At 32.7% G+C, this 15610-nt stretch carries 15 protein-coding genes and 1 pseudogene; 9 read left to right on the top strand and 7 right to left on the bottom strand.

Annotated elements, in window-relative coordinates; all coding sequences use genetic code 11:
- The first annotated feature begins 10 nt into the window (after nucleotides 1-10).
- From bioB to FYC62_RS05390, 6 genes are all read left to right on the top strand, one after another.
- Nucleotides 11-1006, top strand: a complete 996-nt coding sequence (bioB, locus tag FYC62_RS05415; protein WP_394348896.1) for a biotin synthase BioB — start codon at nucleotides 11-13, stop codon at nucleotides 1004-1006.
- Nucleotides 1007-1065: 59 nt separating this feature from the next.
- Nucleotides 1066-1548, top strand: coding sequence for a GNAT family N-acetyltransferase (locus FYC62_RS05410; RefSeq protein ID WP_149074217.1), 483 nt, complete (start codon nucleotides 1066-1068; stop codon nucleotides 1546-1548).
- Nucleotides 1549-1611: 63 nt separating this feature from the next.
- Nucleotides 1612-2262, top strand: coding sequence for a DsbA family protein (locus tag FYC62_RS05405; protein ID WP_149074216.1), 651 nt, complete (start codon nucleotides 1612-1614; stop codon nucleotides 2260-2262).
- Entirely contained in the window at nucleotides 2259-3131 is an 873-nt protein-coding gene (locus FYC62_RS05400; protein WP_149074215.1) for an SDR family oxidoreductase, read from the top strand. The genes FYC62_RS05405 and FYC62_RS05400 overlap by 4 nt, the downstream gene beginning before the upstream one ends.
- Before the next feature lie 50 nt (nucleotides 3132-3181).
- A complete protein-coding gene (locus FYC62_RS05395; RefSeq protein WP_039452563.1) occupies nucleotides 3182-4441 on the top strand; it encodes a putative DNA modification/repair radical SAM protein in 1260 nt (419 codons plus the stop codon).
- Nucleotides 4441-5208 carry a TIGR03915 family putative DNA repair protein gene (locus tag FYC62_RS05390; RefSeq protein ID WP_168199393.1) on the top strand — a complete coding sequence of 256 codons (768 nt, stop codon included), beginning with the start codon at nucleotides 4441-4443 and terminating at the stop codon, nucleotides 5206-5208. Before FYC62_RS05395 ends, FYC62_RS05390 begins: the two co-directional genes overlap by 1 nt.
- Nucleotides 5209-5215: 7 nt before the next feature.
- Here the strand turns inward: FYC62_RS05390 and FYC62_RS05385 are convergent, their stop codons facing one another.
- On the bottom strand, nucleotides 5216-7342 hold the full coding sequence (locus FYC62_RS05385; protein WP_149074213.1) for an FUSC family protein: 2127 nt from the start codon (nucleotides 7340-7342) through the stop codon (nucleotides 5216-5218).
- 101 nt (nucleotides 7343-7443) lie between these two features.
- Between FYC62_RS05385 and FYC62_RS05380 the strand changes: the two genes are divergently transcribed.
- From FYC62_RS05380 to FYC62_RS05370, 3 genes are read left to right on the top strand one after another with little or no spacing between them, the layout of a single operon-like run.
- Nucleotides 7444-8169, top strand: a complete 726-nt coding sequence (locus FYC62_RS05380) for a ThuA domain-containing protein (RefSeq protein WP_149074212.1) — start codon at nucleotides 7444-7446, stop codon at nucleotides 8167-8169.
- Nucleotides 8170-8216: 47 nt separating this feature from the next.
- Nucleotides 8217-9338 (top strand): DEAD/DEAH box helicase, encoded by a 1122-nt coding sequence (locus FYC62_RS05375; protein ID WP_149074211.1) that lies wholly within the window; start codon nucleotides 8217-8219, stop codon nucleotides 9336-9338.
- A 5-nt stretch (nucleotides 9339-9343) separates the two neighbouring features.
- Nucleotides 9344-9559 (top strand): VF530 family protein, encoded by a 216-nt coding sequence (locus FYC62_RS05370; protein ID WP_039452572.1) that lies wholly within the window; start codon nucleotides 9344-9346, stop codon nucleotides 9557-9559.
- Nucleotides 9560-9665: 106 nt separating this feature from the next.
- On the opposite strand, the gene FYC62_RS17445 is transcribed toward FYC62_RS05370, so the two are convergent.
- From FYC62_RS17445 to ku, 6 genes and pseudogenes are all read right to left on the bottom strand, one after another.
- A complete protein-coding gene (locus FYC62_RS17445; RefSeq protein ID WP_262713585.1) occupies nucleotides 9666-10124 on the bottom strand; it encodes a cation:proton antiporter regulatory subunit in 459 nt (152 codons plus the stop codon).
- A 26-nt stretch (nucleotides 10125-10150) separates the two neighbouring features.
- On the bottom strand, nucleotides 10151-10633 hold the full coding sequence (locus FYC62_RS17440; protein ID WP_240534820.1) for a hypothetical protein: 483 nt from the start codon (nucleotides 10631-10633) through the stop codon (nucleotides 10151-10153).
- Nucleotides 10594-11876, bottom strand: a pseudogene (locus tag FYC62_RS17435) (cation:proton antiporter). Before FYC62_RS17435 ends, FYC62_RS17440 begins: the two are co-directional and overlap by 40 nt.
- Before the next feature lie 41 nt (nucleotides 11877-11917).
- Nucleotides 11918-12283, bottom strand: coding sequence for a hypothetical protein (locus tag FYC62_RS05360; protein ID WP_149074210.1), 366 nt, complete (start codon nucleotides 12281-12283; stop codon nucleotides 11918-11920).
- Between the two features lie 27 nt (nucleotides 12284-12310).
- Entirely contained in the window at nucleotides 12311-14764 is a 2454-nt protein-coding gene (ligD, locus tag FYC62_RS05355) for a DNA ligase D (RefSeq protein WP_149074209.1), read from the bottom strand.
- A 1-nt stretch (nucleotide 14765) separates the two neighbouring features.
- A complete protein-coding gene (gene ku, locus FYC62_RS05350; RefSeq protein ID WP_149074208.1) occupies nucleotides 14766-15533 on the bottom strand; it encodes a non-homologous end joining protein Ku in 768 nt (255 codons plus the stop codon).
- Nucleotides 15534-15610: the final 77 nt, after the last annotated feature.

The following is a 15610-nucleotide window of genomic DNA, read 5'->3' as shown; positions in this document are numbered from 1 at the left end:
ATTACAAATCATGCAAACAAAACATAACTGGACAAAAGAAGAGATTTTAGAAATTTATAATAGACCATTTTTAGATTTAGTGTATGAAGCTGCTACCATTCATAGAGCTAATAAAGACTATTCAGAAGTACAAATCAGTTCTTTAATATCTATTAAAACTGGCGGTTGCCCAGAAGATTGTTCTTATTGCCCACAAGCAGCCCGTTACCATACAGATGTTGATGTGCATGCCATGATGAAGGTAGATGAAGTATTAGATGCCGCTAAAAAAGCTAAAGACGGTGGTGCTTCTCGTTTATGTATGGGTGCAGCTTGGAGAGAAGTACGTGATAACCGCGATTTTGATAAGGTTATTGATATGGTAAAGGCTGTAAACGAAATGGATATGGAGGTTTGCTGTACTTTAGGGATGCTAAATGCAGACCAAGCACAAAGACTTGCTGATGCTGGTTTATATGCCTACAATCATAATTTAGATACTTCAGAAGAAGATTATAAGAGAATCATCAGTACCCGTACTTATGATGATCGTTTACAAACCATAGAAAACGTTCGTAAAGCAAAATTAACGGTTTGTAGTGGTGGAATTATAGGTTTAGGAGAAACTGTTAACGATAGGGTTTCTATGCTGCGTGTTTTGGCTAATATGCCTCAGCATCCAGAATCTGTTCCGGTGAACGCTTTGGTTCCGGTAAAAGGTACACCTTTAGAAAATCAACCTCGTGTTCCTATTTGGGATATGGTTCGTATGATAGCAACGGCCCGTATTACCATGCCAAAAACTTGCGTAAGATTATCTGCCGGAAGAACAGAAATGAGCACCATAGAACAAGCTTTATGCTTTATGGCTGGTGCAAACTCTATTTTTGCTGGTGATAAATTGTTAACCACCCCAAATCCAGATTTTAAAGATGATATGGCTATGTTTGAGCTTTTAGGTTTAACGCCTAGAAAAGCTTTTAAAAATGGCAAACCAAATCAAAAAGCAGAAGAAGTAACTGCTTAATCAACACATAAATTATTTGAATAGGGCAATCTTTTGGGATTGTCCTTTTTTGTTTAAAGATGAAACTCATTCCTTTTGAAGAACAATATATCCCAATTTTAACAAATTGGATGAAAGATGAAGATACCTTACTCAAATTTGCAGGTATAGCTTTCCAATATCCGCTTACGCGAGAACAAATGTTAAGCTATATACAAAAGCATCCCGAAAGGCTTATTTATTTAGGTATTGATGATGAAAACCAGCCCATAGCTTATGGCGAAGTTATTCCACAAGAAAATGAGTCTGCTCGTTTAGGGCATTTACTCATCGGCGAAAGCCAAAATAGAGGAAAAGGTTTAGGTAAACAATTGATAACTTTATTGATTAATGAAGCTAAACTAGAGCTTGGAATTAAGCGTATAGACTTATACTTGCTCTCTAACAACGAAGTGGCGGCACAATGTTATCTTAAATATGGTTTTCATTTTATAGATAATGATTTTAGCATCACTTACAAAAATCAAAGCTATCCAATTTTAAAAATGACGATGACTTTATAATTCAAAGTCTAATTTGACTATCCATAAACACTTTTGAAAAAGCTTTCCTTTAGCTTTGTTTTTATGGAAAATAAGAAGCCTTCTATCATTTATGTTTACGATGCTATTTGTGGCTGGTGCTATGGTTTTAGTCCGGTTATGAAAAGTCTTTTTGAAAATTATGCCGATAAATTTGATTTCGAAGTTTTATCTGGTGGCATGATGATGGGCGAACGTGAAGGTACTATTAATGATGTGGCTCCTTACATTAAAACAGCTTATAAAGATGTTGAAAACACTACAGGTGTTAAGTTTGGCGAAGCTTTCTTGGCCGAATTGCAGAAAGGAGATTTATTCTTAAGTTCAGAAAAACCGGCGATAGCACTAGCTGTTTTTAAATCTTATTTTCCAGAAAAGGCTATTTTGTTTGCTCACGATTTACAATCTGCCATTTATGTTCATGGTTTAGATTTAAGTAAAGATGATAGCTATGTTTATTTAGCAGAAAAATATCAAATTCCTGTTGATGAGTTTATAAGCAAACTTAATCAGGAAGAATTTAAACAAGCTGCCTATTATGATTTTGCCTTAGCAAGACAGTTGCAGGTTACGGGCTATCCGGCAGCATTTATCAGAACTGGCGAGCTTAAATTTTATATGATAGCTAAAGGATACGCTAACCTAGAAACTATGGAATTACGTGTTCAGAATGTATTAAAAGAGATGGCTCTATGAAGAAAATAGCGGTGTTGGGTGCTACTGGTATGCTAGGAAAACCAGTTACAGATGAGTTGATAAAAGCTGGTTTCGAGGTAACCATTCTAGCCAGAAATATTAAAAAAGCTAAGGAATTATTTCCTCAAGCTAGCATCGTTTTTGCCGATTTAGCTTCTAGAACTACCTTATCTCAAGCCTTAAAAGGGCAAGAGGCTGTTTATTTAAATCTTCATATTCCGCAACACGCTAAACCTAAAGATTTCATGCCAGAAACAACTGGTTTGCTAAATTTAATAGAAGCGGCAAAAGAAAATAACATCCAAAGAATTACTTATTTATCTTCTTTGGTTAAAGATTATCAAGGGCAAAATAATTTCAATTGGTGGGTTTTTGATGTTAAACAAAAAGCCGTTCAAATTCTTAAAAGCAGCAAAATTCCTTATACCATTTTTTACCCAAGCAGTTTCATGGAGAACTTTGATAAAGGTAGCTTCATGAATGGTAATCAGATGAATTTAGCAGGCAAAGCAGAAGCTAAAATGTATTGGATTTCTGGTGCCGATTATGGTAAACAAGTTGCCAAATCTTTTGAGGTTTTAACTGATGAAAATAGAGAATACAACGTTCAAGGTCCAGAAGCTTATTATCCAGAAGAGGCAGTAAGAATTTTTATCGATAACTATAAAAGGAAACGTTTAAACGTATTTAAAACGCCAATTGGTGTGCTAAAGTTTATGGGTAAATTTTCAAATAAAATCAATTATATCTACCATATTTTAGAGGCGCTTAACAAGTATGAGGAAAAATTTGTCTCTCAATTCACATGGGATGAATTGGGCCAACCTAAAGAAACTATAAAAGATTATACCATCAGAATTCAGAAATAAAACTAAAATTTTTAGTTTAAAATTTACTAAATATTTTAGTAAATTTGATTATGAATTTTGATAGGATAACAGAAAAATTAGAAATTCTGGCTGATGCGGCTAAATATGATGTTTCCTGCTCATCCAGTGGTGCCAAAAGAAATAATCAAAAAAAAGGTTTAGGAAATTCTACCGGAATGGGTATTTGCCATTCTTACACAGAAGATGGACGATGCGTTTCTTTGCTCAAAATTTTACTAACCAACCATTGCATTTACGATTGTGCTTATTGCGTAACTCGTAAAAGTAACGATATTAAAAGAGCCGCTTTTACCGTTCAAGAAGTTGTTGATTTAACCATAAACTTTTACAGAAGAAACTATATAGAAGGTTTATTTCTGAGCTCAGGCATATTTAAAGATGCCGATTTTACGATGGAACGATTGGTTTTAGTAGCTAAAAAACTCCGTTTAGAAGAAAATTTCAATGGTTATATCCACCTAAAGAGTATTCCTGGCGCTTCTGATGAGTTGATGAAAGAAGCCGGACTTTATGCTGATAGATTAAGCATTAATCTAGAACTTCCTACAGAAAAAGGATTAAAGCTTTTAGCGCCTGACAAAAATAGGGAAGACATGATAAAGCCCATGAATTATGTTAAAAACGAAATCATTCTTTTTAAAGAAGAAAAAAAGCTTTTCAGGAATACACCTAAATTTGCTCCTGCTGGGCAAAGTACGCAACTTATTATAGGTGCTACACAAGAGAACGATTTAGAAATCATCCAAACCGCCGATTCATTTTATAAAAACTACCAGCTGAAAAGGGTTTATTATTCTGGCTATGTTCCCATCGCCGATGATGCTCGTTTACCTTCTTTGCAAAGTAAAGTACCTATGGTAAGAGAAAACAGACTTTATCAGGCAGATTGGTTAATGCGTTTTTATGGCTTTAAAGCCGATGAAATACTAGACCCAAACTTACCTTTTTTAGATTTAGATGTTGACCCTAAATTGAGTTGGGCGCTAAGAAATCAGCAGATTTTTCCTATAGATATTCAAAAAGCAGATTTTGAGATGATTTTAAGAGTACCAGGTATTGGCGTAAAATCTGCTTGGAAAATTATTGAAGCCAGACGCTTTAGTCAGTTAAATGAAAATCATTTAAAAAAGTTAGGTGTAGCCCTTAACAGAGCCAAATACTTTATTACCTACGGAATACATTTCGGTAATCTTAAGTTTTTGAATAGCAGTAATTTAAAACAATTTATTTTAGGTAATACTAAAAGTAAGTATCAAGACCAATATAACGCTCAATTAGCTTTATTCTGATGAATATTTTACTGTATGACCATACTTTTGAAGGCTTCTTAACCGCAGTTTTTGAAGCTTATGAATTCAAATTAAAACAAGTAAAAATTGTAAAAGAGGCTTTACAAACCGAGCAGCTTTTTGCCCAAACAAGAAAAGTATTTACACAAGCACCTAAGGCAGAAAGGGTATATCAGAAATTAAAATCTCTCATTGGAGATTTAGGTTTACACCGGATGTTATACACTTTTTTATCAGAAGATGAAGATATAGAAACACATTTATGGGCGGTTGTGCAGTATGCACTAGATCATCCACAACGAAAAATCATACAGGATTTTTCTCATCCTTCGGTTTTAAAATTATCTCAATATGAGCAAATGGTGCATCGCGAGAAGCATAGGATGGAAGCTTTTGTACGTTTTAGGTTAACCTTAGATGGTATTTATTATGCCGAAATAGAACCAGATTTTAACGTTTTACCGGTTATTGCAAAACATTTTAAAGACCGCTATCAAGACCAAAAATGGATGATTTTTGACCATAAAAGAACTTATGGTATTTATTATGATTTACATAAGGTTGAATTGGTAGAAATGAAGTTTGCTAACCATTTAAACAAACAAGAAGGTTTAGAGATGTTGGTTAAGGATGAAAAACTATATCAACATTTATGGCAAACTTATTTTAAGAAAACAACCATTCAAGCTAGAAAAAATTCCCGATTACATATTCAACACGTACCTAAAAGGTACTGGAAATATCTTACCGAAAAATTTGTGGTTTAAAATAGTTTTAAAGCTTTTCTGTAATTTTCAATATATCTGCTGATACTTTTACAATAAGTTCTAATTGTTCTGTAGCTAAATCCTCATTGGTTTCTGTTGTACCCTCAAAAACATGAACAAATTCTTGCTCGTGTGTAGTTTCAGATAACCATTCTATAGCAAGTTTTAAATAATGCTGAGATTTCCTGAAAAGCTTCTGCTGCTCGGCATTAAATACTAGCTGAGAATCTTGCAAGCTGGTTGATAAATTTGCTAAATAAGAAGATAGAATATGATTTAAAACCACAAATTTATGGACATCTAAAACCGCATTGTGTTGCTTGTTTTTAGGCTCATTAAGCATTCTTTGAAAAGCAGCCGCTAAATTGGCCGTATTTACATAAACTTCCTTTCTAGCCAATTTATACTCCGTAATATTGATTTGATTTTGAGGATTAAACCTTCTAAACATAGCATCCAAATACTTTTGATTGGCTTTAAGCATATCTAGCATATAATTCTTAAACTGGTAAGACTCCCAGCTAGGTAAAACTATATAACTAGATAAAAAAGCAATACCAGAACCAATAAGGGTATCTATAATTCTTTCTACAGCCAAACTCTCGTTAATAGTTGAGCTAATAAAGCTAAATAAGATGAGAATAAAAGGTGTCATAAATACCACACTGATGAAGTAGTTTACCCTTTGTAAACTATAAGTTATCAGCATGAATAAAACCATCAGGATAAACCTGGCAGTTTCATCTTTAATAAAATAAATAATTAAAGCTCCTGTAATACCGCCTATAATGGTTCCTATAACTCTTTCAATATTTCTTTGTTTGGTAGTGCTAAAGCCGGGTTTTAAAATCACCAGTATGGTTAAAATAATCCAATAACTATGATGCCCAACAGGTAATAAGAAACCTACTAGATAACCTGTAAAAACAACTAAAGAAACCCTAAGAGCATACCTGAAATTACCAGATTTTAAGTTGAGGTTGTTTCTAAGAAGCTTAAAATCAAAACTTTGGTGACTAACAAATTTATCATGATCTGTTGAGCCAGATTTAGCTTGTTTAATAAAACTCTCTTTATCAAAATAACCAAAAATGGTATTGGTTTTAGAAAATATATGTCTAAGATTAACCAATATTTTCTTTAAAACCAGAACAGATATTCCTGCTTTTTCTAATTCATCAAGCTGTTTTTTAAGCTTATCTAAATCCTCAATTTTTACAGCATGTTTCCTTGGTTTTACCTGATGAATTAGGCAAAAACCTATATACTCAATTTCTGATGCTAGTTTATGAATCAGTAAAGCATAAGCCGGTAAAATATCATGATTTTTATAACGCTTTCTTATAATTTCATAATCATGGTGGGTAGCCATGGTTTGCTCAAATAAATCAACCATATCAACAAAAATCATGATGAGAAGTCTACCATCACTAGTTGATTCATTAACAAGCTTTCTTGTTTTAAACAGTATTTCTCTTACATTATCTTGCATTTCATGTACTAGAACCTGTTTATCAACCAAAGTTTTAAAAATATCTTCTACGGGAATTTTATCGTTATAAAAATCAGCCCTCATGCGCATATAACCTGCTACTTCTTGCACACATTCTCCTAAGGTTTGCCTAGCGTACCTAAATGGCCTAACAAAGGAAAATAACGCACTTAGTAAAAAATACCATATTCCGCCTGCTAAAACTAAACCTGCATGCTCATAATAATTTAAAGTAGTTTCATGGTTAGCAACGTTTAAAACCATAATTAATAGCGCTGCTGTCCCTACAGATGATGCTCTTGCCCCATAAATGTAAAACATAGAGAAAATGAAGCAAAAAGTAAGTATTTCTATACCAACTAAAATTTGATTATGATTAATAATAGAGGTTATAAGGGCTACCAAAAACACCAGAAAATTGGTAATTAGCATGGCATTTCTTCTATGCAACCAAGGCCCTGGCGTATCTGCAATACTACAACAAACAGCCCCTAAAGAAAGGTTAATGCCAATTTCTAAGAGGTTAAACTGAGCAAAAATTAAAGAGGGGAGAAGCACCCCAATAGTAATTTTAATACCGTCAGAAAAATACTGGGTGTATAGGAAGTTTCTGAAATCATCTAACGGTTTCTGAAGTAGCATAGCCGCAATTTATAAATTGTTTGATTTATTTATATTGATTAATACAATTAAATTAAGGAAGTTTTTATTCCTTTGTGTTATTAAACCATAAAACCTTATAAATGAAAAATTTAATTACAGGCCTAATCCTTACTGCATTTTTCTTATCGCTAAGCAGTTTTATTGCCAAAAAGAAAGAGGTTAAAATATTAGTTTTTTCTTGTACCAAAGGATTTAGACATAAAAGTATTGAACCTGGTTTAGAAGCCATCAAAAAAATAGGAAAAGAAAAAGGTTATACCATTGTACATTCAGAAAATCCAGCAGATTTTAATGATAAAAATCTGAAGCAATTTAAAGTATTATTGTTTTTGAATCCTACCGGAAAGTCATTATTTGATGATGCTCAGAAAGCTGCTTTTAAAAAATATATCAATAGAGGAGGGGGCTTTGTTGGTGTACATGCAGCTACAGATTGTAACTACGACTGGGAATGGTATGGTAAGCTTGTTGGCGGCTTTTTTGCTGGGCATCCTAAAGTTCAAGAAGCTAAACTTGATATTTTAGATGCAAATCATCCTGCAACAAAAGATTTACCAAACCCTTGGATGCATACAGACGAATGGTATAATTTTAAAGATTTCAATAAAGATGTAAAAGTAATCATGACGGTTGATGAAAAGAGCTATACTGGTGGTAAAATGCCCGATTTTCATCCGATGGCGTGGTATCATGAATTTGATGGCGGAAAAGTTTTTTATACTGGTTTGGGCCACACGATAGAAGATTTTGAAGACGAATTATTTCTAAAACATTTAACCGGAGGCATAGAATATGTCTTAAAATAGCATAAACCTATAAATAAGCTTAACTTTGCCTGCTTAAATATCATATTTTGAGCAATTTTAAAGATTTAGGAATTCATCAAGAGCTTATACAAGCCCTTGATGAATTACACATAAACACGCCAACGGTAATCCAAACGCAAGCAATTCCTGTTTTATTAAAAGATAAAACAGATTTTATTGGCCAAGCACAAACCGGAACCGGAAAAACAGCAGCATTTGGTTTACCATTATTACAATTGGTAAATCCAGAACAAAAAAGCATTCAAGCCATTATCATTTGTCCAACCAGAGAATTAGGGCAGCAAATAGCCAAACAGCTTTTTAAATTCACCAAATACGTAAGCAAAAAGATTTTTGTTGAAGCCGTTTACGGTGGCGAAAAAATTGATATCCAAATAGGTAGATTAAAACGCCCAACGCAAATTTTAGTAGCAACACCTGGTCGATTAATAGATTTATTAGAGCGTAAAGCAGTTGATTTAAAAGAAGTTAAAACTATTATTTTGGATGAGGCCGATGAAATGTTAAGTATGGGCTTTAAGCCAGATATTGATAAAATCTTAAGTCATACCGCACAAATAGATAGAAATATTTGGCTTTTTTCTGCAACCATACCATCAGCTATTAAGCAAATTATAAGCGATTATATGGCTGATGATGCTTATAAAATTGAAGTTGACCATAAAGATGTGATGAATACAGCCATTAAACATCAATATGTGATTTGTGATATTAAAGACAAGCCAAATCTTTTACAGAGTTTTATTAAGAATAACGATGATAAGCGTGGCATTGTATTTTGTAAAACAAAAGCTGGTGCGCAAACGCTTGCTAAACAATTATTAGCCAAAAATTTAAAGGTAGAGTCTATACACGGAGATTTAGGACAAAGAGACCGCGAAAAAGTAATGCGAGCTTTTAAAAGCGAAAGATTACAAGTTTTAATAGCTACAGATATTTCTGCCAGAGGAATAGACGTTAGTAATTTATCTTACGTTATTCATTACCAATTACCAGAGCAGCTAGAATATTTTACGCACCGTAGCGGAAGAACTGCCAGAGCCGGAAATAAAGGACTTTCCTTGGCATTTGTAGCGCCATCAGAATTAGAGAAAATTACAGCTTTAGAAAAAGAGCTAAATATCTATTTCGAAAAGATTAGCATTTAACAGCTATGGAGAAGCAACCAAACAATCCGTTACATGGCAGAACTTTAGAAGCTATTCTAAATGATTTGGTTGATTTTTACGGATGGCCAGCACTTGGATTAAAAATTAAGATTAAATGTTTTAATGAAAATCCAAGTGTTAAATCTAGTTTAAAATTTCTTAGAAAAACAGATTGGGCTCGTACCAAAGTTGAAGAACTTTGGATAAGAACGTTTAGATAAACTTGTATCCATTAGACTTTCCTAAAAAACCGATAGATATTTATGTCTTATAATTAACATTATGTTAAGTAATAAAATAACCTCCCTTTAAGGGAAGTACCTATTATTATAAAGTTGATTGTATTTTAGCGCTATCTCCTACAATCCAAACCATATCATTTTCTTGAAATACCCAATTAGATTCTGGGTTTACAATACGCTCGGCGTTCCTTTCTATACCTACAACAATTCCATCGGTTAAATCTTTAATTTTTGATTCTTTTAAAGATTTACCTTCTAGAAATGAATTCTTTCTCACCAATAGCTTATGTAATTTAGGTTGATAATTATCTTGCTGTTCGATAGTTTTTTTATCTGGCCTAATGATAGAGCTTAGTTTCCTGATTTGCGTATCAGTACCAATAATATTTAAAATATCACCTGGATAAATAATAGTATTACTTTCTGGCGAATGGATGGTTATACTTCCTCTGTTTATCATAGCTACATTTATACCGGCCCTTTCACGCCATTTTAACTCCATTAAGGTCTTTCCTACAGCTGGCGACTCTGGTTTAACTTCTATTTCTGTAAAGTGGGCATCCCATGGTGCTAATATTTGTTGCTCTTTTTTGGTTGTTGCTCTTCATCATGATAATTTTTTAAGAATAGCATTTCTAATTTTAGATACACATTTTGAACCTGCTTCCAGAAAATAAATAATACCACGATTATAAACAATGCAGCATAAAGTGCAACCGTTACAGAAAGTAAATTATTTAGTAAAGTAATGATTAATGCAGCAGATAATAAAAGCCTAAATAAGCGCATTACTAAAACTAAGTTGCGGTATAAGCGCTCATTTTTTAACTCAACCACTACCCCATTATAGAGATTTCTAAAGCTTAAGGCGTATAAAAATGGTGATAAAACAATGATGGTAATAACCAATGATGCAATATTGCTCCAAACCGCATTTTCTGTTTTACCTTGTATAAACGGACTTAAATAATTAGAAGACAGTAAAATAATAGCTAAGCTTATGCTAAAGTGGATTAAAGTATTGGCCGTGTATGATTTACAAATAATTGCCAATTAGAAACTGTAGTAACGCTTTGGGTAGCAGAACTATATTTATTTAAATTCTCTATCCATTTTGATGGTAAAACCTTATTTAACCAATTATAAAAGGGAAAAGATAATTTGATAAGATATGGCGTGGTAAAAGTACTAATAGCGGATACTGCTACCGCAATTGGGTATAAAAATGAGCTTGTTACGTTTAGTGTTACTCCTAAAGTGGCAATAATGAAAGAAAACTCCCCTATTTGTGCCAAGCTAAAACCGGTTTGAACTGATGTTTTTAAAGGTTGCCCTGATGCTAAAGCTCCTAATGAAGAGCTAAATATTTTTCCTAATATGGTTACTAAAACAATAATTATTACAGGTAAAGCATGTTCTGCTAACATGGCCGGGTCTATCAACATCCCAACGGAAACAAAAAATACTGCGCCAAATAAATCCTTAATAGGCATTACTAAATGTTCTATTTTTTTACCCTGGCTGGTTTCTGCTAATATTGAGCCCATGATGAATGCCCTAAAGCCGGAGAGAAACCAACTTTTGTTGCTGCAATCACCATTAAAAAGCATAATGCCAAAGAAATAATCAGCAACATTTCTTCGCTTATTAATGGTTTAATTTTTTTTAAAAAACTTGGTAAAAAGAATATGCCTAGTACAAACCAAATCACTAAAAAGAAGATAAGCTTTAATATAGAAAATAGCATTTCTGAGCCTGCAAATTGCTGACTAACTGCTAATGTAGATAGTAAAACCAAAAGCACTACAGCAACCAAATCTTCTACCACAAGTACTCCAAATACTAAGCCTGCAAATTTTTGTCCCTTTACTCCTAGTTCTTCAAAGGCTCTAATGATAATAGTTGTTGACGATATTGAAAGTATACCGCCAAGAAAAATACTATCCATGGTAGACCAGCCAAAAGCTTTTCCTGTAAAATAACCTAACAAAAGCATCACCACTACTTCTGTTATAGCAGTTATAGAAGCAGAACCCCCTACTTTCATCAGCTTTTTGAAGCTAAATTCTAACCCTAAGCTAAATAAGAGAATAATTACACCTATTTCTGCCCATACAGCTACGTTTTCTGTTTCTACAATGGTGGGAAATAATGAAAAGTGTGGGCCTACTAGAAATCCGGCAATAAGGTAACCTAAAACTAAAGGTTGTTTTAAGTATTTGAATATAAGCGTAATAATGGCTCCAGCGCCTAATATAAGTCCTAAATCGGTAATTAAATTTGGTAAGTGTATCATAAATATATCTGTATTATTATTAAAATAGAATTCTTAACGCTTTAAGTAAGCTGTTCGAGAAAACTATGATATGGAAACAATAACTGAGATATATAATGATGTTTGGATCTTGTATGCCTTATAACAACATTGTTTATTTTGCTTTCAAAACTATTTTCAAAATTGATGGAAGATTTATTTAAATAAGAAGCAACAAGTGGTCTATTGTTTTTCCTTATTGCAATATTTTTATCAATATCATTATCTAGAATTAAAGCTTTATGACTCTCATGATGTTCTTTTTGATGCTTATAACCCAAAAAGTATTCTTTCTTTTTTAAAGAAGTTTGTTTTTTATGCGTATTGGCTAAACCCTCTTTAGCTAAGAAGATGAAAATAATAGTCGTTATAGCAAATAAAACCCTCATGAGGCAAAATATAATAAAAAAAAACAGCTATTTAAGAGTTTTAAGTGTCTTTAAAATGTCTATTTTGTTATTTTTAATATCTCGCCATGGGTCTTCTCTATCTTTTATAAGCTTTAAAACATTTTTGATATGATAATCTCTCATATCTAAGTTTTTATTTACTTTATCCCAACTTAATGGTAAAGAAACTGTTGCACCAGGTTTTGGTCTTACAGAATATGGTGCTGCTATGGTTTGTCCTCTTCTGTTTTGCAAGTAATCTATGTAAATTAAGTTTTTTCTTTTAGAAGGACTTCTTTCTAAACTGGTAATTTCTGATGTTTTTTCATGTACCTTTTGCGCAATAAATTCAGCAAAGTTCTTTACAATTTTATAATAATATTTTGCTGCCAAGTAAATAAAAATATGAATACCGCTAGAACCAGAAGTTTTTACAAAGCTTTTAATATTCATCTCGTCATAAACTTCTTTTACTGCTAAAGCTACCTGTACAACTTCTTTGAAATTATTTTTATCGGGGTCTAAATCTATCACCATATATTCTGGATTTTCTGGCTTTTTATAAGTGCTTAACCATGGGTTTATCTCTATACAACCTAAATTTACCATGTATAATAATGATGCTTTATCGTTACATACCAGATAATCAATCTCTTTATTATTGCTTTCAGAATGTATTTGAGCTGTTTTTGCCCATTTCGGAATCTGCTCTAAGTCTACATCTTTTTGATAAAAGCCAGGTTTAGTGATTCCGTTTGGGTGTCTGTTTAAAGAAAGTGGCTTATCTTTTAAATAAGGTAAAATATAATCGGCAATACTTTCATAATAATTTAGCAGCTCTCCTTTGGTTATTTTTTCCTTAGGCCAATATAACTTATCCAAATTAGTCAATTTCACCTTTTTAGTTCCAAAAATTTTAGTTTCTTCGCTTTTAGAAACTTTTTCTTCTTTTACATCTTCCATTTCCTTATCTAATCTTAATCCTTTAAAAACAGGATGCCTTAGGTGATGATCTAAAGTCCATTCGGTATAATTTACTTCACAAATGAGTTGAGGTTTTACCCAAGTTACCTTACTTTCCATATTTACTTGATCAGTAAAAGGCTTTTCTGAAGTAATAATAGCTTCCATTTGTTGATGAAGATTTTTCAAAGTTTCATCATTAAAGCCTGTACCACAATTTCCTATATAGCTAAGCTCTTGATTATCATCATACATCCCTAAAACTAAAGCTCCAAAATACTTTCTACTTCCGGCTGGTTTTGTAAAGCCGCAAATAATAGCTTCTTGGCTGTTACTCAATTTAATTTTCAACCAAGAGTCGGTTCTTTTACCAGGATAATATTCATCATCAATTCTTTTGGCAATCACTCCCTCCCATTTTTGCTTTTTGGCTTCTTCAAAAAGCTTTTCGCCATCAGTCAAAGTATAATCGTTAAATACAATATTTTCAGCTTTATACTTCTCTATCAACACTTTTAAAAGTTCTTTCCTTTTTAAAAGAGGCATATCTAGAAGTTCATTTCCATGGAGTTTTAAAATATCAAACACATAATATTTAAGCGTAAGTCCTTTAGAATTCGTATCAAAATGTTGTAGCCACTGAAACTGGTGTACTCCAGCTTTATTTTCGGCAATAATTTCTCCATCTAAAATGGCATCAGCAGATATTTCTTTGAGGTTATTACTAATTTGTTGATACTTTGAAGTATAATCAATCCCATTTCTTGAGGTTAATGAGATTTTTTCGCCAGTGCTAGCAATAATCCGGTAACCATCTATTTTCCTTTCGAAAAGCCAGTTTTTATCCTTAAAAATATGGTCTGATAATTTGGCCAACATGGGTGAATAGCCATGCTCTTCAACTATTTTTTCTCTTTCTTTTGGTTGATGTTTCTTTTCTGGCTTTTGCTTTTTAAAATCCTTACCTGCTTTGATAACCTCTTTAGGGATAAGATTTTCGATATTAAAACGCTTATTTACAGAAAATTCATCTTGATGTTTGATGAGTAACCACGCATTTTGTTCAGAGTTTTTAAGCTTAACCAAGGCAAATTCTCCTTTAAGAATTTTACCATTCAGTTTAAATTTTAGGCTACCAGCGGCTAAACCTTTTTTTAGTTCTTTTTCATCTTCTTTTCTGGTTTTTGATAAAGATTGATAGTTCCCTTCATCAAAAATATAAACTGTACCAGCGCCATAATTTCCTTTAGGAATTTCGCCTTCAAAGTTTTTATAATCGTAAGGATGGTCTTCTACCATCATGGCTAAACGTTTATCTTTGGGGTTTAAAGACGGACCTTTAGGAACTGCCCAACTTTTTAAAACACCATCTATTTCTAACCTAAAATCATAATGTAAGTGCGATGCATGATGTCTTTGTACTACAAAACTTAATGTTTTTCCAGTTGTCTTTTTCTGAGATTTGGGTTCTGTAGTTTGCTCAAAATTTCTTTTTTCCTGATACTTTGTTAAAGACATTTTACGCTCCTTTCTTATTCAAGCTTTCTAATAATTGTTCGTACAAATCATCACTTTTAGCTTTTTTTGGTTTCAATTTTTTGATGGTTGGTCGTTTTCCTTTAGCTTTTGCTTTTATAATTTTTAAAAGTTCTGCGGTATAGGTGTCTTTATATTTATCGATATTAAAATCGGCAGTATATTGTTTTATTAAAGCTAAAGCTACATCTAGTTCTTTTTTAGGGATTTTCAAATCATCAGGAGTGTTGATTTCTGATGTGTCTTTTATTTCTTGTGCAAAGCGTATTCTGGAAATTACAATAACATTGTCTTGTGGATGTATGATGCATAAATTCTCCTTTTGCCTCAATACAAACTGCCCTACGCCTGCCATTTTTGTCTTTTTTAAAGCGTTTAAAAGTAAAGCATAAGCTTTTTGCCCTTGTTTAGTGGCCTCAGCGTAATAGGAAGTTTCAAACAACATCGGGTTAATTTCTGCTGCTTTTACAAATGTTTGAATATCAATAGTTTTGGTTTTATCCGGACTTGCATCTTCAAAATCTTGATCTTCTAGAATGATATAATCATCTTTCAAGAAAAATCCTTTAACTATCTTTTCATAAGGGACTTCTTTCTTTGTCTTCTCATTAACTCGTAAAAAGCGAATACGGGCATGGTCTCGACTATCCAACATATCTAAATCTAAAGTGCTATTGTCTATAGCCGAGTATAGCTTGATAGGAATATTTACTAAACCAAAGGCAATGGTGCCATTCCAGATAGATCTCATAGTAGCTGTTTTATTTTTTAAAAACAATTACTATTCCAAAGAAAAAGGTCATAAAAAAAGCCCTCTGCTTTTGCAGA

Origin of the sequence: Pedobacter aquae (assembly GCF_008195825.1) — a bacterium.
Taxonomy (GTDB): Bacteria; Bacteroidota; Bacteroidia; order Sphingobacteriales; family Sphingobacteriaceae; genus Pseudopedobacter; species Pseudopedobacter aquae.
Note: the sequence above shows the minus strand (reverse complement) of the source record. Positions and strands in the feature narration are given on the sequence as shown.